At 47.5% G+C, this 19,529-nt stretch carries 15 protein-coding genes and 2 pseudogenes; 3 read left to right on the top strand and 14 right to left on the bottom strand.

Features of this window, described 5'->3' with window-relative positions; translation table 11 throughout:
* Positions 1–522 precede the first annotated feature (522 nt).
* Positions 523–717: a helix-turn-helix transcriptional regulator gene (locus OGY35_RS17650; protein ID WP_286632998.1), complete on the top strand. Its 195-nt coding sequence runs from the start codon at positions 523–525 to the stop codon at positions 715–717.
* A gap of 912 nt (positions 718–1,629) precedes the next feature.
* On the opposite strand, the gene OGY35_RS17645 is transcribed toward OGY35_RS17650, so the two are convergent.
* The 12 genes from OGY35_RS17645 to OGY35_RS17590 form a co-directional block, all read right to left on the bottom strand.
* Complete coding sequence (locus OGY35_RS17645; protein ID WP_286632997.1) at positions 1,630–3,063, bottom strand: anion permease; 1,434 nt, start codon at positions 3,061–3,063, stop codon at positions 1,630–1,632.
* 104 nt (positions 3,064–3,167) lie between these two features.
* Positions 3,168–5,777 (bottom strand): bifunctional aconitate hydratase 2/2-methylisocitrate dehydratase, encoded by a 2,610-nt coding sequence (locus tag OGY35_RS17640; RefSeq protein ID WP_286632996.1) that lies wholly within the window; start codon positions 5,775–5,777, stop codon positions 3,168–3,170.
* 64 nt (positions 5,778–5,841) lie between these two features.
* The gene (locus tag OGY35_RS17635) at positions 5,842–6,414 is read right to left on the bottom strand and encodes an RBBP9/YdeN family alpha/beta hydrolase (RefSeq protein ID WP_286632995.1); all 573 of its coding nucleotides are present in this window, start codon (positions 6,412–6,414) and stop codon (positions 5,842–5,844) included.
* 31 nt (positions 6,415–6,445) lie between these two features.
* On the bottom strand, positions 6,446–7,318 hold the full coding sequence (gene citG, locus OGY35_RS17630; protein WP_286632994.1) for a triphosphoribosyl-dephospho-CoA synthase CitG: 873 nt from the start codon (positions 7,316–7,318) through the stop codon (positions 6,446–6,448).
* On the bottom strand, positions 7,293–7,841 hold the full coding sequence (gene citX / locus OGY35_RS17625; RefSeq protein ID WP_286632993.1) for a citrate lyase holo-[acyl-carrier protein] synthase: 549 nt from the start codon (positions 7,839–7,841) through the stop codon (positions 7,293–7,295). The genes citG and citX overlap by 26 nt, the downstream gene beginning before the upstream one ends.
* Positions 7,838–9,358, bottom strand: a complete 1,521-nt coding sequence (citF, locus tag OGY35_RS17620) for a citrate lyase subunit alpha (RefSeq protein ID WP_178823234.1) — start codon at positions 9,356–9,358, stop codon at positions 7,838–7,840. The genes citX and citF overlap by 4 nt, the downstream gene beginning before the upstream one ends.
* A 33-nt stretch (positions 9,359–9,391) precedes the next feature.
* The gene (gene citE / locus OGY35_RS17615) at positions 9,392–10,267 is read right to left on the bottom strand and encodes a citrate (pro-3S)-lyase subunit beta (protein WP_286633704.1); all 876 of its coding nucleotides are present in this window, start codon (positions 10,265–10,267) and stop codon (positions 9,392–9,394) included.
* Positions 10,267–10,557: a citrate lyase acyl carrier protein gene (gene citD / locus OGY35_RS17610; protein WP_178823232.1), complete on the bottom strand. Its 291-nt coding sequence runs from the start codon at positions 10,555–10,557 to the stop codon at positions 10,267–10,269. Before citD ends, citE begins: the two co-directional genes overlap by 1 nt.
* Positions 10,558–10,581: 24 nt before the next feature.
* Entirely contained in the window at positions 10,582–11,655 is a 1,074-nt protein-coding gene (gene citC / locus OGY35_RS17605) for a [citrate (pro-3S)-lyase] ligase (RefSeq protein WP_286632992.1), read from the bottom strand.
* A 59-nt stretch (positions 11,656–11,714) separates the two neighbouring features.
* Positions 11,715–12,578 (bottom strand): fumarylacetoacetate hydrolase family protein, encoded by an 864-nt coding sequence (locus tag OGY35_RS17600; RefSeq protein ID WP_286632991.1) that lies wholly within the window; start codon positions 12,576–12,578, stop codon positions 11,715–11,717.
* Between the two features lie 70 nt (positions 12,579–12,648).
* A complete protein-coding gene (locus tag OGY35_RS17595) occupies positions 12,649–13,896 on the bottom strand; it encodes an MFS transporter (RefSeq protein ID WP_286632990.1) in 1,248 nt (415 codons plus the stop codon).
* A gap of 86 nt (positions 13,897–13,982) precedes the next feature.
* Positions 13,983–15,071, bottom strand: coding sequence for a 4-oxalomesaconate tautomerase (locus OGY35_RS17590; RefSeq protein ID WP_178823224.1), 1,089 nt, complete (start codon positions 15,069–15,071; stop codon positions 13,983–13,985).
* Between the two features lie 158 nt (positions 15,072–15,229).
* Here OGY35_RS17590 and OGY35_RS17585 point away from each other — a divergent pair, with 158 nt between their 5' ends.
* A complete protein-coding gene (locus OGY35_RS17585; RefSeq protein ID WP_178823222.1) occupies positions 15,230–16,156 on the top strand; it encodes a LysR family transcriptional regulator in 927 nt (308 codons plus the stop codon).
* 48 nt (positions 16,157–16,204) lie between these two features.
* On the opposite strand, the pseudogene OGY35_RS17580 reads toward OGY35_RS17585, so the two are convergent.
* A pseudogene (locus OGY35_RS17580) lies at positions 16,205–16,642 on the bottom strand (Arm DNA-binding domain-containing protein); the annotation flags it as partial.
* Between the two features lie 91 nt (positions 16,643–16,733).
* On the opposite strand from OGY35_RS17580, the gene OGY35_RS17575 reads away from it, so the two are divergent.
* Positions 16,734–17,027 carry a YciI family protein gene (locus tag OGY35_RS17575; RefSeq protein ID WP_286632989.1) on the top strand — a complete coding sequence of 98 codons (294 nt, stop codon included), beginning with the start codon at positions 16,734–16,736 and terminating at the stop codon, positions 17,025–17,027.
* A 48-nt stretch (positions 17,028–17,075) separates the two neighbouring features.
* On the opposite strand, the pseudogene OGY35_RS17570 reads toward OGY35_RS17575, so the two are convergent.
* Positions 17,076–19,016 (bottom strand): annotated as a pseudogene (locus tag OGY35_RS17570) (autotransporter outer membrane beta-barrel domain-containing protein); the annotation flags it as partial.
* Positions 19,017–19,529: the final 513 nt, after the last annotated feature.

Below are 19,529 nucleotides of genomic sequence, written 5' to 3'. Positions count from 1 at the left end.
TGGACAGACCGCGAACACCGTGAGCGGACTGCCCGTCAGGGCGAGCGAAGCGAGTCAATCCCCCCCTCACCGCCATATTTGATACAAAATCAATCAATTACAACGTAAAATTGGTTTTGTCCTGCATAAAATGCAGCATAAAGAAGCTCGTGTAAACGGGATTTTTTTGCATCTAAATTCCATGCTTTTTCGGACTTTATCTCGACTTAACTATTTAAAACCGCCAGCAGGCAGTTTCGCCATCCAGCACAAATCCGTTTAAACATGGTCTGGATCAGCACCAAAAAAGTGCGCCATCTGTACTATCGTTCCCTGCCTTCACGTACCCAGCTCCATATTTATCTCGGAAGCGATGTACCTTTTCCGCTGGACAAGACTGACTTTACCTTTTTCATATTCTTTCCCTTCTCGCACGTTCCATGTGCTTACCGCCCGTTTTTTCATCTGAGAATAATGATTTTCCCGTTTCTTACTATACCGCCTTCATTCAACATCTATGAGTAACTGTAATGGGGGCCTTTTATGTCAGATAAGTTTATCCGCGTTGCTGAAGTTGAACATCGGACGGGATTCCGCCGCGCTTGGATCTACCGACTGATAGCACAGGGAGAATTTCCGCGCCCAGTCAAAACGGGAAAACGTGCGGTATCCTTTATTGAAAGAGAAGTGGATGCCTGGATTGAGGATAAAATCAATACCCCAACCTCCCGAAGATGATACCGTTACTGCAATAACAGTCTTATTAATTTGTAGTAACAATCCAGTTATTCATTTGATGACATCTGCCGCTATACGACACTAAGAAGAAAGGTAAAAGACTCAATAATTCACCATGCGGCCAGAAATCGCGGAGTAAATAGACTGTAATCATTGAGTAAGGGGACGGTATAGTGACCACCGCAGGGATCGGCCAAACTCTAACCCTAAGCGATGGCGACGTTTGATGGGCAGCTAATAACCTGGCCATGGTTTCCAAAGCAACCTTTAACTCAACCTGATTTTTAGCCACCGTTAAACTGATACGAATGGCATTCAACGTAGCCGTTCTCGCCGCGAAAAACGTCTGCCGGCGCAACGCAAATCCCCCGCTTGAGAACAGAGCTCGACCAATTCGGGTTTCTCGAAAGGAGCCGTAAGCCACACATGTGGGCTTGCGCAATCAATATCCAGCATATATTGCCCCACGAACTTACGCGCCAGGCCCCACCGTTGCGCCACTTCTTTACGCTGCCAGTTTAGCCTTTTTTCAGCCGTTCCATCCTCAACCCACTGATTCGTTATCATCAGACTTAGCGAAGATACCGCCCAATGCGTTAGCTGAGCATCCGGATCTATCTTGTTCAGTATGGGGACTGAGGCCGTGATATATCCCAGTCGTTAGCCCGCCGCCACTGTTTTAGAAAAACTGCTGATAAAAACGCTTCGCTCTGGCAATAAAGCGCTCTGCGGTGGCCGTTCAACCAATCCGCCATAGACATCATCATTGAATAAACTTTTAATCTATCTATATTTTTTCTTTCAAGAATACGTATTATTGTATTTATTAAAAAAACACTCGATATAATATAAAACGGTTCCATCCTGTTATATTATATCGAGCTACATATAATTTTTTCAAAAAACGCGTTATCAAAGTATGTTATTTTGAATTAAGAAGTCCCACCATGGAATACCCACCACCATGTGAACAATAAATGTCAGTAAAGCAACGATAGTACCGACAATCCACCATGACTTAATATCGTTGTAACCCGCAGCAAAAATAATGGGCCCGGCAGCACCACCATAGTGTGTGATACATCCACCATAAGAGTTAGAAAACAGAATGGCTAAAGCCAGGAGTACAGGGGCCGTTCCGGTCACAAGCCCTACCGTTGCAAATACAGGAACCATAGCTGCCACATAAGCGCCTCCTGAAGCGAACAGATAACGAACTACTATGCTTAAGAAGACAATCATCATAATAGTACTGTTCCCCCCGTCTAAGAAATCGAGGTGATCAGACATAAAGGCCGCCAGCCATTTGAAAAAGCCTTCTTTACTCAAGGTGGCGCTGAGTCCAATAATACCGCCATACCAGATCAAGGTATTCCAGCCGCCCTTATTTTGCAGAACATCGTTCCAGCAAATAATGTTAAAAACAAGGGCTCCGACCATCGCGATCACTGCAACAGAGGATTCGTTAAGTCCCAGATAGCGTGAGAAAATCCATCCCAGTAAAGCGGAAATGAACACAACAACAAGACCTTTCTCTTTTCCGCTAATCGGTCCGAGTTCATTCAGACCAGCAGTGGCGATTTGAACATTGTCTAACTTCTTTAATTCAGGACGTGTGATTTTGTAACCTATCCAGGGGATAACCGCTAGCATCAAAAGCCCTACAGGCACGCCCGCCAGCGCCCAGCCAACCCAACTTATCTGGATATGAAAAATGTCCGAAATTAACTGAAGTGCTAAAGCGTTTCCTGCAAACCCGGTTAAGAACATATAACTTGTAGTTTTCGTCACCATGTACACATTCACCATAAGGTAACGCCCAGCTTTACACGGACTTTCGTTTGGCGTTGAACCCAACACCAGGGCAATGCTGTTGATAATAGGAAATACCACTCCCCCTGCGCGCGCTGTATTCGAGGGGGTGGCCGGGGACAGAATTAAGTCCAACAGCGCTGTGACATAGCCAAGTCGCAGGGTCGTACCTCCGAACTTTAATATAAACCAGTACGCCAGACGTTTCCCTAACCCGGTAGTCACAAACGCAGCGCTTAAGGTAAATGCGCTAAAAACAAGCCATGTTGTTCCCGACGAATAACCGCTCAGGACATCCATCGGTTTTACGGGGGAGTCATTGAAGTTTGCCAGCGCGATACATGACAACGCCACTGCTGTAAGCATGATGACGGGTTCAGGATAAGGTTTACTCACCAGCCCGACAATGGATGCGAGATAAATACCAGCCAATATCCATGCTTCCTTTGTCAATCCTTCTGGTGGAGGAATAATGATGAATAATAATATTATTAAAACAAGAAGAGCTATTTTTTGCTTTTTTGATTTCAACATGAGTCACCCCGGCGACAAGCCATTCCGTTGGCAGCAGAAGCTTCAGAGATAAAGACGCCTCTGCTGTATTAGGTTCTGTAACTATTGTTTAATTAAAAAAATAGTTAAATATTCTTAACGGCGAACTTTTTAATAACATCCGTCTCATTAACCGTTGATTGATATTCTGGTAATCGATCAAAGTTCAAATAGCGATAAGTGTCATCACGGGTGTCATTGATTCTATCCATATGCCAGAAATATTGTTCAACCGTCGGCATTTTCCCAACAATCGCAGCCACAGCGCTCAGTTCTGCAGAAGCCAGAAAGACCTTAGCGTCGGTCCCCAGGCGATGGGGAAAATTTCGGGTTGACGTGGATACGACATGACTACCTTGCCGAACACGCGCCTGATTCCCCATGCACAGCGAGCACCCGGCGGGTTCAATTCTGGCACCGGATTTAATAAACTTATTGAAATATCCCTCGCTGGAAAGCTGTTGCGCATCCATTTTTGTTGGCGGTGCCAGCCAGAGCCTTACGGGAATTTCACTGGAATCTGAAATAATTTTACCCGCGGCGCGGAAATGGCCAATATTCGTCATGCAGGATCCAATAAACACTTCCTCTATTGGTGAACGCGCTACTTCGGATAGCAGACGGGCATCATCCGGATCATTCGGTGCACAAACGATGGGTTCGGTAATTTCAGTCAGATCGATGTCAATCACTGCGGCGTACTCAGCGTTTTTATCGGCAACCAGAAGCGACGGATTAGCCAGCCAGGCTTCAATTTCAGCAATGCGTCGCTCAAGCGTTACTGCATTTTCGTAACCCTGACGAATCATCCAACGCAGCAGGGCAGCATTGGAGCGCAAATATTCCGCTACATTTTCTTCTTCAAGGCGAAGTACGCATGCAGCAGCAGAACGTTCTGCGGATGCATCGGCCAGCTCGAAAGCCTGCTCCGCTTTCAGCATACCGAGCCCCTCGATTTCAAGGATGCGACCGGAGAAAATATTGATCTTGTTTTTTTTCTCAACCGTCAATAGACCTTGCTTGATGGCAAAGAACGGAATGGCGTGAACCAGATCGCGCAAGGTAATCCCTTTTTGCATCTCACCTGTAAAACGGACCAGCACAGACTCTGGCATATCAAGCGGCATAATTCCGGTTGCCGCGGCAAACGCGACCAGACCGGAGCCCCCCGGGAAAGAGATTCCCAAAGGGAAACGCGTATGAGAATCTGCCCCGGTTCCTACCGTATCCGGGACAAGCATACGGTTTAGCCAGGAGTGGATGATGCCATCACCCGGCTTTAGTGCAATGCCGTTCCGGCGGGTAATAAAATCAGGCAGCGTTTCATGCAGCTTCACATCGACCGGTTTGGGGTAGGCCGAGGTATGGCAAAAAGACTGCATAACCAAATCTGCCGAAAAACTCAGGCAGGCCAGATCGGTAAGCTCATCGCGCGTCATTCCTCCAGTGGTATCCTGAGACCCCACCGTTGATACTTTCGGTTCACAGTACTGTCCCGGGCGGATCCCTTCAACACCGCACGCTTTTCCTACTATTTTCTGCGCCAGTGTAAAGCCGGCCGATGAAGGTGCCGGTGCCTTTGTCTGCCGGAAAGCGTCGGAAGGAGGAAGTCCCAGCGATTCACGCGCCCTTGCTGTCAGGCTTCTGCCAATGATCAACGGAATACGCCCCCCGGCACGTACTTCATCAAGCAGCACTTCTGTTTTCAATGAAAATGAGGTGATATACCGTTGACTGTCATTTTCGCGAATTTCACCCTGGTACGGCCAGAGATCAATCAGCATTCCCATTGATAGTCCGGAAACATCCATTTCTATCGGAAGCGCACCAGAATCCTCAAGCGTATTGAAAAATATAGGGGCAATATTTCCACCAAAAACGAATCCACCGTTTCGCTTATTCGGTACCCATGAAATGTCGTTACCAAGATGCCATAAAATGGAGTTAGTTGCCGATTTTCGGGAAGAGCCGGTGCCAACAACATCCCCGACGTAGACCAGCGGGTAGCCCTCCTTCTTCAGTTGCTCAAGTTGCTGAATTGGCCCGCGACATCCGGGTTCATCCGGGTTCACGCCATCTCGCGGATTACTCAACATGGACAGCGCATGCAGAGGAATATCAGGACGTGACCATGCCTCAGGTGCTGGCGACAAATCATCCGTATTGGTTTCCCCTGTAACTTTAAATACTTTAAGCGTTATTTTTTCAGGTAGCTCTGGGCGGCGTAGAAACCATTCGGCATTTGCCCATGACTGAATTACGTTTTGCGCCCAAATATTGCCTTGCTTCGCTTTATCTTCAACATTGTTAAATTTTTCAAAGATAAGAAGTGTAGTGCTTAATTGTTCCGCCGCACTTCTGGCCCATTTCGGATTATCCAGTAAATCAATAAGCGGCTGAATATTGTATCCACCCTGCATAGTCCCCAGCAGCTCAATGGCCTGCTGAGGTGCAATAATATTCGCTGGGTTTTCTTCTTCTATTTGCTGATAAAGGTAATCCGCTTTCAGTTTCGCAGCAGGATCGACTCCCGGCGGTACGCGATGCGTCAGCAGTTCAATAAGCGTGTTTTTATCCTCACTTCTCCCGCTAACCAGAGATGTAATTAATGCTTCCGTTTGCTCTGCGGTTAAGGGTTTAGGCGGAATATTTTTTAACGCACGTTCATGTACATGCTTGTTATAAGCTTTTAACATATGCTCTCCGGATCAGATATGACTTATCTGAATTGTGATCATGTAATAGATAAATTAATTTTTGTTAAACCTGGTTTTTATTCTCGATCTTTAGGCCTTCCCCAAATTCCGCCAGTTGTTCGAGGCCATATTCCCACTCCCCGAATCCGGATTCTGTATTGATATGCCCAGCATCACCGATATCAATGACGTGTGCGCCCCAGCATTCGGCCCAAAACTGCGCACGTTTAAAAGACATTAACGGATCGTTTCGACTTGCGAACATGATGCTCGATGTATGCAATTTCTCAGGGAGTACCGCCTCGTCCAGTTCGAAGAGCGAAGGCTCCGCTGGCGCAACCATGACAATACCTGCGATATTCATTTTGTACGTCTGAACCAGGCGACATGAGGCAAGCGCGCCAAAACTGTGTCCAACCAGAATCGCAGGTAGATGACAGGTGACTAACTCGCGACGGATTGCACAGATCCAGGCGTCGATATCAGGCTCCAGCCAGTTTCGCTGGCTGATCCGCTTCCAGAAAGGAAAACGACGACCCCAGCAACTTTGCCAGTGATACTGATCACTGTCTCTCAGCCCTGGCACCAGAATGATTGTGAACATCTCACTCAGTTGTTCCAGACGTTGCGTAGTCATAACGTTGTCCCCTCCACATTCAGTGCCCCCATCAGGCCGGATAATGCGAAAGTACCCAACCAACGGCAAGGAGGTCCGCACTACCGCCAGGGCTAATATTCTTTTTAATCAGTGCGTTATCCATATCCATCAACGCTTTTCTGAGCTTTTCGCCTGACAAGTTTTTTATGTTGAGCACTCTTTTTGCATAGCGCTGCACATATTTCAGGCCTTCCAGCCCTCCCCGAAAAACCACATTGGTATCAGGATTGGTTGCCATCAAGGCCAGTAGCATCTTCAGTAACGCATCCTGTTCAGATAACCCCTCCCGCAACGATTTTTCCCACTGCGGCAGTCCGTACTGCCTGACGGTGACAAATCCACTCTCGACCTCGCCACGAGCCCCAGCCATCCCAAACGATTGAAAAATATGTTCACCTTTGGTTTTTGCCTGCCCAGTTTTGCTAAGTTCATTGTCAACCAGGCCCGCACACATCGCACTGGTTTCCCGGCACAGATTGCTCTGACTGAGCGTTTTGTTTTGTTTAAAAAGACGTCCCGCAGCGGCGCACAGTAGGCCAAGTGAAAAAATCCCGCCTTTATGCGTATTTATGCCACCTGTAGCCTTGAACATCGCTTGTTCGCAGGCAAGCCCTGTTGGCCTTATCGCCAGGAGAGTTTGAGAGGCTGGCAAATTCGCTGTGGCTTTCCCTTGCTCAAAAAAACGGGGAAACCAGGGAGTGACGGCGTGAATGCTGGCCATGAAGTGTGTGATAGTCATATCACGATGTGCGCCATTATTGTCGCTATCAACCAGCCCCGGCTTAGGTGTTAATTTCACCTCCCGGTACATCGCTTCAGCGGACAGCCAGGCGATGCTCTGCGACGGCTCAGCCTGCTTAACGTTGACTGCTAAAGTAGTCATAGGTTAAATCCTCAATAACTTGCGCAAGTTCATTCAGAGAATGGCGACGCATACGCGAGCAGACATGGGCAGGTTCATCGCAAATGAAGCACCTGCGCATAGGCTGATGTATTGCGCTGCGCTTGATTAAGCCGGATTTAGGGCAAAATACATCAATGTCCCACAAACGCCCGAGGGGATGGTTATCTTCCAGATGCGCCGTGACATGTTTTATCATCCAGGCTGGCGCTGATATGGACCAGAACGCCTCTGGCCCGGTAGGCTGGAAACGGATTTCGTGTCTGGAGACTCCCCATCGATGCTTTTGCAGCAACGGATTAAGGGCTTCTTTCGCCTCTGCCATCACCTGGCGGGCCAGGGGGGTATCTTTCACCTCTCCTGGCCAGACGAGCGTTGTTGAAATCACCGACTGCCCGAACCCGAGCAGCCACTCTTGTTGCAGACTTGCGCGCGCTTCTCTGGCTTTAAGGACATCCTCAAGCGTGAGGACCGCACATGATGCTTTTGTTGTTTCGCGGATCATTCTTTCACCTGCCTTACCACATCAATGACGCTACCATCGCGATAGCGCACAACACCGACAATACGGGACGTAAACTCGATAGGTTTGGGTTCGCCAGAAATCACCAGAGCGCTCTGGTAGAGGGCCTCGATATCAACAACCGGTAAACCGGCGGCAATCAGCTTCTCTTTGACTTCCGGTCGGGCAGGATTCACAGCAATACCATGGTCAGTGACCAATACGTCTATGCTTTCACCCGGGGTAACGCGGGTCGTGACGTGCCTGACGACGGTAGGAATACGGCTGCGAATCAGTGGCGCGACCACGATAGTTAAATTCGCGGCTGCCGCAACATCGCAATGCCCGCCGGAAGCGCCGCGCATGACGCCATCGGAACCGGTCAGTACATTGACATTGAAATCCGTGTCAATTTCCAGCGCGCTTAAAATGACAATATCAACGCGATCGCAGCAGGCTGCTTTAGCAGCAGGATTGGCATAAACGCTGGTTGAGATTTCAACATGGTTCGGGTTTTTCGCCAGCGAAGCACCTGCGGCACCATCAAAACTTTGCGTGTCCAACAGTTTGGTGATGAGCCCTTTTTCATGCAGATCCACAATGCTGCCGGTAATGCCACCTAAGGCAAATCTCGCAACAATATTCTGTTTGCGCATGCGTGATTCCAGAAATCGCGTGCAGGCCGTCGACGCGGCGCCAGAACCCGTTTGCAGTGAAAAACCATCACGGAAATAACCTGAATGCTCAATCACATCGGCGGCAGAGCGCGCAATCATCAATTCACGCGGATTGCTGGTCACGCGAGCGGCACCTACGCTGATTTTTGCCGGATCGCCCACACTGTCGATTTTGACAATGTAATCAACCTGATCCTGAATAATGCTGGCGGGCATATAGGGAAACGGTTCAATACTTTCCGTCAGCAACACCACCTTTTTGGCATATTTTGCATCGACCATTGCGTAGCCCAGCGAACCACACCGGGATTTGCCGCCGCTGCCGCTGGCATTGCCATACTCATCGCAGCAGGAGACGGCCAAAAAGGCGACATCAATAGTAATTTCACCTTTCTCAATCAAATTGACCCTGCCGCCATGCGAGTGGATCTGTACTGGTTCTTCCATCAGTCCATGTGAAATCGCATCGGCTAATTCACCGCGCATGCCTGACGTATAAATTTTGGTAATAACACCACTTTTAATATGTTCAATCAGTGGCACGTTGCAGGTCATCAGAGAACTTGATGCCAGCGTCAATCCTTTTAAGCCTTTTTCCGCCAGTTTGGCCATAACGTAATTTATCACTTTATCACCCTCGCGGAAGGCGTGATGAAATGAAACGGTCATACCATCATGCAAATCGCAGCGGGCTAAAACGTCATCTACTGTGTCGAAAAGTTTGCGTTGATATTTTTGATGGGGATCAACGAGATAGGGGGTATGCGTATTGGCGCCGGTAAATAGCTCATAATTATGCTTGCTACCAGATATGTTATGAAGTGCTTCAGCTAAATGACTCATCGTTTAATCCTGTTGCTATAGGGTGAATGGAGATTACTGACGAACGCCGGAGGCATTTTTTCTATCAATAACCACACGGGCATGGTTAATGATCGGCGCATCAATCATTTTGCCGTTCAGTGAAATCACCCCAAGTCCATTACGTTCACCTTCTTCGGCTGCTGCGATTACACGTTCTGCATAATCAACTTCTTCCTGAGTTGGGGCGTATGCATTATGTAAAACATCGATTTGCCGAGGGTTTATCAGTGACTTGCCGTTGAAGCCCATACGCTTAATTAAATCGACTTCTTTTAAAAAACCAACTTCATCGTTAATGTCAGCATAAACCACATCAAAAGCATCAATACCCGCTCCGCGAGCGGCATGTAATACTGCGCATCGCGCATAAAACAGCTCAGTGCCGTCTCCACGTTCAGTTTGCATATCCATGACATAATCAAACGCCGCCAGCGCAATTCCCATTAAGCGTTTAGACGATTTGGCGATAGCGACGGCATTAATAACGCCTACTGCAGATTCAATTGCCGCCATTAATTGCGTCGATCCGACCGGTCGACCGCAACTTTCTTCAATACGGACAATTTCACGCTCAAGCTGATAAATATCTTCCGGCGTATCCGTTTTAGGCAAACGGATAACATCAACACCCGCCCGTACTGCTGCCTCAAGATCTTTTAAACCAAAGGGGGTATTTAGCGGATTAATCCTGACGACTGTTTCAATATTTTTATACATGGGATGCTGTAGGGCATGAAAAACCAGCAGTCGGGCGCTATCTTTCTCTTTTAACGATACCGCATCCTCAAGATCAAACATGATTGAATCTGGTTTATAAATATAGGCTGTCGAAAGCATTGCGGCACTAGAACCAGGCAAAAAAAGCATACTGCGACGTAATTTTTTCATCATAATTTTTCCCAAACAATTTCTTTACTGTCCGTTCCCCGGAGGATGGCAGCCTGCATTCTTGCCCGGATAACACAGTCCAGCGCACCTTTGTCCTCAACGATAATTTGGCCCTGCGTAATGTTAAATATGGAAAGCGTTTCCTTCACAACCGCAGTAATCTGTTCGCCAAATTGTTTGTATACTTCACTGTTAATGGTGACATCCAACCCTTCCTCACAGGGACTAACTTTGACAACCAGGTCACTTGACTCCAGCGTCCCGGTCATTGCCGTATTGACTATTTTCATATTAACTTCCTGAACAATTATTTATTAAGCACCTGCCAGTTCTGGATCTGGCTGTGTAGATTGATTTTGTGATAGCCATTTAAACAAATAAGGCATCGTAGTTGTTGGCACTCTGCTTTTAACAGCCTGAACGTCTCCTTTGTCTAATAATTTTCTGACTGCGGAGGCAGATATCGGAAAATTATTATCATCGGTCATTCTCTTAATCTCGTTAACTTTTATGCTGGCTGCTGGCATTGTCATTTCATCTTCTAGCCAGTGGTGCATTGCGCAGTTATATTGTGCTGTCACTTTGCAAAATGGTTCTGTGCCAACAAAACGCTGGTTAATATTTAAGGCTGGCGCGATGTAGCGCCGGAACATCATCAAATCAATGGCGGCATACACTTCATTAACGATTTGCTTTTCTTTGAGAAAATAACCTGGAAAGGTCCCGCGAGAAATAATATATTTTGACCCAGGATGAACCGTAATATTAGGTAAATGACACGAACCATCCTGAACCATGGCGAAGCGTTCCCGAAAGGAAAACGTGGACAAGTCCTCTTCGACGACAAAAACGTGCAGCCAGTCACATGCTTTTGCTGCCTGCTCAATCAGATACTGGTGACCTAATGTGAATGGATTGGCATTCATGACAATCCCCCCCACATTTGCGGCCATCACCAGATGATGATTGCGTAATTGTCGGCAGTAACGATGGATCCCCACTGGCGTATTCTCCATAAGGGCCGCGCGGTTATCGAGGGTAACCAAGGGATAAAATCCGCCTCCCTGAAATGACTTAACATTCTTCGGATGGGTCAGGAGAAAAAGTTGATGTTCTCCGTTCTGAATAGACTGCAATTCCGCTTCATGGATAATTTTCAGCCCCAGGGATGTCCCACGCCACGCCCTCTCGACAGCAATGCATTTCAGCGTATTACCCGCAAGACCAGCACAGGCAACCAGATGTCGGTCACAACGTGCAACCACAAACTGCTCGATATCTTCATCCATGCCCAATCCATTACGCTTTAAAAAGAGAACAATCTCCTCTCTTAAAGCGCCATTGCTAGTTTCAACTGTTTCGAATTCTAGCGGTTGGTCGGTAAGCATCTTATTTCTCCTGAAAATATCTTTTATTTTTTCGACAAGGTTGTCCGAGCCACCGGTTATTACGAAGCCAGCAAGTCTCGCTGAGGCTGAGATTCCACAATCGTATTCGTTAAGCGCCCGATATTTTCAATTACCACTTCGACCCGATCGCCTTCGCGCATAAAAAGAGGAGGTGTTCGTTTTTTCCCGACGCCGCCAGGTGAGCCTGTAATAATGACATCACCCGCGCTGAGGGTGGTGAAGGTACTGATATAGCTAATCAGGTCAGCGACTTTATGGATCATACTGGCCGTAGAATCATTCTGAACTAACATGCCATTCAGATATGTCTGGATAGAAAGAGTATGCGGATCAGGAATTTCATCAACGGTTGTCATATAAGGACCGAATGCCCCCGTCTGACGCCAGTTTTTACCTGCCGTAAACCAGGCATGCTGCCAGTCGCGCACTGAACCATCCATATAGCAACTATAACCGGCAACATGAGTCAGGGCGTTGCTCGCATCGATATTGCTCCCCGGCTTGCCAATAATAACGGCCAGCTCTCCTTCATAATCAAATTCGTTTGATAAGGCGGGTTTAACAACGGGTGTTTCATGGCCGGTTTGCGAGTCAGGAAAGCGCACAAATAGGGTTGGTGCGCTGTTAGTTTCAGCGAACTCTTTACGCTTATCAGCATAATTCATGCCCACGCAGAATATTTTCCCCGGTGCCTCAATCACTGGCAGGAAAGTAATATCCTCAGCCATGATATCAGCGTGGTTGTCAATATACTGCCTGGCGACGTCAATGGCATTCCACTGAAGGAGATCTTTCAGTGTTGGATATTGATGACCAATTTTATTGCCAAGATCAATAATACCGTTATCGGTAAAAATGCCGTAGCTTTTACGATCACGATGGCAGTAGCTTGCTAATTTCATAGTGAAACCTGTTTTATCTCTTTCATATTCTTTTTTGTTCACGCCGCTTAGGCGCGGCGTGAACGACGAGTTAATTATTTACAGATTCAGCGGTAACCAGCGCTTTTCTTTCGCTGGAGGCTAAATAGGTTGCGACAATGGCACCCACACCAAGTAAAGCGATGATGAACGCCGTCATCCCCTGCCAACCCATGGAGTGGAATATGAAACCGTTCACAAAACCGATAACCGACCCCCCCATGTAGTAGAAGAACAGATACAGTGCAACGGCCTGACCACGTGCCTGGGCGGCGTTTTTGCTGACCCAGCTCAGGCCGATGGAGTGACACCCAAAGAAGCAACCGGTGAAGATGACCGAACCAATAATAAAGGTGACAACGTTCGACGTCAGTGTCAGCAGCATTCCCAGCGCCATCAGGATGAACAGCACCCGCAGGACGTTCATGCTGCCGTATTTGGCAGACAGACGCCCCGCCTGAGGTGCGGTAAAGAAACTCAGTGCGAAGCTAAATGACAGCAGTCCAGCATTAGCCGGGGAAATATGGAACGGTTCGCCCTTCAGGAAGAAGGCCAGGTAATTATAAAGGGACGTAAATACCCCAAAGATGATGAAGCTGATAACAAAGGCCAGAGCCAGTTTTTTATTTTTAAAATGTGCCGCGCCACCTTTTACTACACGCAGCACGTTCAGGTTTTGCGTAGGTGTAAATTTTTTAGATGCAGGCAGCAGGAAGTTTACCAGAATCGCCACAACAATCAGGCTGACAGCAAAACCGTAGAAAATGGTATTTATTGAAATATGTTCAATTAACTGACTGGCAATAATACGTCCGGACATACCGCCCATCGAGTTACCGAAGACAAAATAGCCGGTGACAACGCCTGCCACAACAGGTGCGACTTCTTCACTGATATAAGCCGTTGCCGCAGCGGCAATACCGCTGAGAGCAAGCCCGATAACTGCACGTAAAGCAACCAGCATTGCCCAGGATTCTACCAGCGGACACAGCAGGGTCAGGAAACCACCTAACAGCAGAGAGACAATAATTAATTTTTTTCGGCCATAATGGTCGGATAACGTGCCGGTAAATAAAAGTCCAATAGCCAGAAGCGCCGTTTCAGCAGAGAGAATAATGCTAACCTGACTGACCGGTACATCATATTCAACAGCCAGAATCGGCAATAGTGGCTGAATAAAGAAAAGCGAGGCTAATTCAGCCAATCCAGATAATGCCAGCGCAAGGATGACACGAATATAGGTACTGGTCTTAGATGGGTCCGGACCGTTCAGATTCTTTACCGCATTAGTTATAGACATAATATCCTCAATATTATTTTTTTAGGTACAGAGTACAGTAGCTCCAGGGAGCTAAGGGTATTGTTGGTTGCAATAATGAAATACTTTTAAACAACTTCTGTTAGAACATGTTCCGGAACACAAACAGTACCTTCAAAAAGCTTTCTGGAAGTTCGAATCACTGCCGCGCGAGTTTTCTCGATCTCATTTCCCTCTTTTAGCAATGAGACAGAAATTTTCCCGCTTGGATGTTCAATATTAACGATGTTGGTATAAGGTGTTTTGGGTTGTTCTGAGATAATCTTATACGCCACGGAGCCTTCAATAAGGGTGGCCGTTGAAATACCAATCGATCCGGTAATTGCCAGTGATTTATGGCAGTTGTGCGGCATAAAGTAACGTACTCTGATCGTACCACCCGCGCCCGGTTTACTCAGCAGAACCGGTTTGGGGATCACTTTATCGGTGACATCGCCAAGTCCCATTGCGGCACCGGCCTGGCGGCGAATGTGTTCCAGTCGCGTCATAAATGCCCGATCCGCTTCAAGCTCTGCCGGAGTTTCACCACCCGTTTTTCCCATCTGCGTGGCATCCATCAGTACCATCGGCATCGCCATATCAATGCAGGTCACTTCGACACCATCAAAGAGGTCTACCGCGTTACCGGTAGGCAGCAATTTACCTGTCTTGCACCCCGCCGAGTTCAGGAATGTTAGACCCACAGGTGCTGCGGTGCCCGGGACGCCGTCAATGTGCGTATCGCCTTCATAATTAACATAAAAATCAGGTGTCTGCACTTCGGCATCAACCAGCGTACCGGTGTTGAGATTACGAATACGCACTGTCGTTACGGGGTTTTTTGCTTTCACAAGACCTTTTTCAATCGCAAAAGGGCCTACAGCACACAACATGTTTCCGCAGTTTGGCGTGGTATCGACACGGCGCTCATTGACCATAACTTGTACAAACAAATAGTCGACATCTGCATCAGGGCTGTCTGATGGACTCACGATCGCCACCTTGCTGGTCTGTGGGCTTCCCCCACCAATACCATCAATTTCGAGTTCATGGCCTGCGCCCATCAGGCCAAGCAGCACCGCATCACGCTCCTCAATTTTTGTTGGTAAATCGCTGGCCAGAATAACCGGACCTTTGGAAGTACCACCACGCATCAGTACGCAAGGAATCTTTAACATTTTGTTTTCTCAATTTCGCCTGGTAGTTAGAACAACATCAGGATTTCATAACCAGATAAATAACTCTAATGTCAAAAAACGAATGATTAATACGCTTTGCGTATTAATAGACGTTAGGTTAGTGTGAGCATTACACGGTGTGCCAGGAGTGAAATCTCATGCAACATGAGCTACAAGGTATACAAGCATTTGTTAAGATTGCAGAAATCGGATGCTTTACAAGGGCATCACATTTTCTACACATCTCACAACCCGCATTAACACGCAGAATTAAAAAACTTGAAGAGAGCCTGGGAACGACCTTATTCGAACGGTCAACCCGAAATGTAAAACTCACAGCGGTTGGAAGAGAGTTTTTACCTAAGGCAAAGAATTTAATCGATTTCTATGAAAGCTCGATCCTGAGCATTAAGGAAATGGCTACACACCAGAGCGGTGTCATCACTTTATCTTGCCTGCCTACAGCCGCCTTTTATTTTCTTCCTTCCGTCATAAGAGATTTTAACCACCATTATCCTAATATACGTATTCGAATCCTGGAGCACAGTGCAAGCGACTGCCTTGAAGCAGTATTAAACGGCGATGCTGATTTCGGCATAAATATGATAAACATCACACATCCTAATATCGATTTTACCCCTCTCGTGAACGAACCTTTCGTTCTGGCCTGCCGGCGTGACCATGAGTTAGCGCAAAAATCGTTGGTTCTTTGGGAAGATCTGGTGAATTTAAGACTCATTGGCGTAAGACGTTCAAGCGGTAATCGGTCGTTGATCGACCAGGCGTTTGAAGGCGTAGAGTGGAAGCCCAACTGGTTTTATGAAGTCAGGCATCTGTCGACATCGCTTGGCATGGTGGAAGCCGGACTTGGCGTTGCGGTGGTTCCCAGTCTGGCAATGCCAACAGATGAGCATCATATCCTTGTCAGCCGCCCACTGGTTGAACCCGTTATTCGTCGAACGTTAGGGCTCGTGCAACGCAGAGAGACGTCGCTGAGTCCAGCTGCAGAAAAGTTCAGAGAGATGCTTTTACAACTTTGGTCCCAGGACGCAAATAGCCCATGGATTGGAAAGTTTACAACATAAGCCAGTGTTTCACTCCATATTCTTTACATTGTATGCGGGGGTTAATCCAGGGTAAGCATATGTCTCCAGCGAAGAGCCCCGCTGCGCAATATGCTTCTTATTCTTAAGTTCACTACCCTTAATTTCCTGTACCGCTTCCGCGCATTCACGGAACGTTTTTTGTTTACGTGCGGCCTTTTCCTGATGCTCTTTTCTGTCATGCTTTTCCTGCAGGGGATCAATGCCATTACGAATCTGCTTACGAACCTCACGAGCCTTATCACGAGCTTCAGCTAATGAAACTTCCTGACAGGGACCAAGCCCCATGTTCAGACGCCGGGGAACCGTCTTACCAGCCCTGTTGATACGGGTTCCCATCGCCACACTCAGGACCCATGCGCGTGAGCGTCCTGCAATCCGCAGGTATAATCCATCCACCCCACCAACGGCATAACTCCCGTCAGCTTTGAGTCTGGAGTGAGCAGGCTGCCCGTCAGGGCGAATCAAGCCCCCCCAGAATGCCCCCCTACCTGCGCTTGATTTAATCGGCCGTTAATCATGTTAATGTGATATCCCTTTTATATTTGTGGACAACACAATGAGCGTGCTTTACGTCGTCGTCTTAACCTATGTCAAACCATTGCATGAAATTGATACGCAACTTTCCGCCCATGTTGAATGGTTAAAAAAAGGTTACGCCGCTAATCTTTTTCTGGCTTCCGGACGCAAGATCCCGCGACCAGGAGGCGTAATACTCGCGAAATGCGATAACGAGGAGCAACTCAAACACTATTTGGCACAAGATCCCTTTCAACGCTCCGGTGTCGCTAATGTTGAATTGATTCCATTCGAACCCTCGATGATGGTCACTGAATTGCAGTCTCTTTTATAATGCTTAAAAAACAAAGCCCGGTCTCCCGGGCTCTGCACGCAGCATTAATTAGAACGACCAGCTTATCCCTGCAGCCGCACGCCACGGAGACTCCACATTCGCCCCGTTGCCGTAACTGGCGCTAATGTGTCCGCTCAAATCCTCAGTGAATTTCGCGCGAATACCCGCCTGGTATACCCCTCGGGTTCCGGACAGATCGTTAACGAAATGTCCGTCATCATTCACATTAACCTTATTGTCATCAGCGTATTCCTGTCTCACCGCCGCTTTCACCCATGGCTGAATCTCAACGCCATTATTCAGCGTCACATGATAATCGGTCTTCAGGCCAGCTTCTGCTCGAGCGATACGCGTGTTGTCCACTTCGGCACGCATCCCGTTTGAAAGGGTGTACTTGTTGCTGTCGGTGGTAAACCCAGTAAAGGCCGCATAAGGCGTTACGCCCAGGTCGCCTGCGGACAAACGCATTCCGCTTTCAAGATGCGCACCCGCACCGTATGCACTGTAGCTGCCATTTGCCGCGCCGCCACCGGTCATTCGGCCTTTGACATCATTTTCAAAACGGTTCACTTTCACAATGCCGTCGACATAAAGACCATTGTTATGCTGCCAGCTTGCATAAGCGCCCAGCGCGTAGCTGTCCACATTGCCTTTACCGCCACGGTCGAAGCCTACGTTCGAATGTGAGTAACTGAAAAATCCGCCTGTCGTTATTCCACCGTTCTCGCGCTGGAAATGACGATCCGCACCAATCGTCACCCCGCTCAGCGTGTGATCGAAACCCGCCCCCGCCGAAGTGGATACGTCATCACGCGTATTGTAAACCGTGCTCCAGACGGCTCCATCCCGACTGAATGAATCGCGACCATCCATACGTTCACGCACACTATCCAGTTCTGCATCGAATACGAGCGACTCCACTGCGGCCATATTCAGTACGGCAGCCGTTGAGGGTGTGATGCGTTTTTTAACGATCTCAGGCTGTGGCTTCACCACCGGTACAGAATCAGATGGAGTATCTGGATTCGGTTCAGGTTTAGATTGTCCCGGTTGTTCAGGTTCTGGCTTTTGGGTCAGATCCGCAATAAGCGACCACTGGCCCTCTTCTTTTTCTTTCAGCGTGTATTGGTATGTACCCAAATCGACTATGCCATCTTTATTACCCAGCGCAAATGTTGCATCACCGCTTGCTGTTTTTACCAGCAACAGACTTTGATCTTTATCCGGGCTAGAACCCGTATCTTCGACAAAAACATTGAAAGCGCCAGAGGCATTTCCAGTCACATCAAGAAGATCACTTTTCCACGCAGACACATTGGTTTGCATGTAAAAGTCACCTTTTCCTTCCAGCGTATCCAGAGTCAGGGTGTTCCAGCCACTGCTTTTGCTAACTGGCATGTCATGCAAATAAACTTTACCGCCGTCCAGTTGCAGGGCTTTCAGTGAATATGCAACATCTTCGGCACCCGCATTCAGTCGGAGTGTGCCCTGACCGCCAACCTTAACATTCGCGGTTTCAGTCATGGCCTCTTTATAAAGAACCATCTGACCACCATGAATGTTGAAATCACCTTTGACCTTACCTGTTTCGGCATAGAAAGAGCCGCCAAAAATATCTGCACTCTCGACGGTTCCACCCTTTAAATAAAGTGAACTTTCATTGTTAAGCGTGGTTTTCTCTGCGGTTCCGCCTTCATTTATGAAGCCCTTACTCGAATTATAGAGTCTGGTATATAAGGCCCGGCCACCCGCAACGACATGCAGCTCGCTCGAATCGTAAAGTTCAGAGTTTACTGCAGTCCCTGCCACGTATTGATAACCTTTGCCCTTAACAACCGTGCTTTCAGCAACTCCACCTCTTTTTACATTCTGTATGCCGTCCGCAATTTCCGTCAGGATTGCACGGCCTTCGACATTTTGTGTACCGCCATTGTTTATATGAGTATTATGCGCCAGTCCAGAGAATCTAACTTCCTGAGTCCCGCCGTCAATATTCACGCCCTCTGTTTCGGCGAAAACATCTTGTGTTCCACGAACTGTCGTTTCTGTTGCTAAACCATATTCGACATATTGAGAGCCGCCAGCCTCGATAGTACTGGAATAGTCCTTGCCACCCATGAGAAGGAAGAGCCCGCCAGATTCGACCGTAATATTCTCGCTCGTAGCACCGTCTTCAAGATAGAGTCTTTCGGGGCCTATAATAGTCGTATTTTCAATAGATTCTCCTTTACCCACCACGGTTATTTCTTTGATTTCATATCCTTTTGTGGTAGCAGCTAATGCAACAGGTATATAACACGCAATCGCAGAAAGAAATGTCAATGACTTTATTTTCATCAAAACTATCTCTTCACATATCCTTAAACATAAAGTTCCATCTTAAATAACAATTTTTGCTATCTCCGCGTGATTTATAGCTGAAATACGCGAAAATCATGATACTGGTGATAATAATTTTTTCAACCTAAAAACATTCTTTATTATTTTTTAATAAGATCGGAA

Origin of the sequence: Citrobacter sp. Ct235 (genome assembly GCF_030332305.1) — a bacterium.
Classification (GTDB): Bacteria; Pseudomonadota; Gammaproteobacteria; order Enterobacterales; family Enterobacteriaceae; genus Citrobacter_A; species Citrobacter_A telavivensis.
The sequence above is the reverse complement of the archived record's forward strand: the minus strand, read 5'-3'. Positions and strand labels throughout refer to the sequence as shown.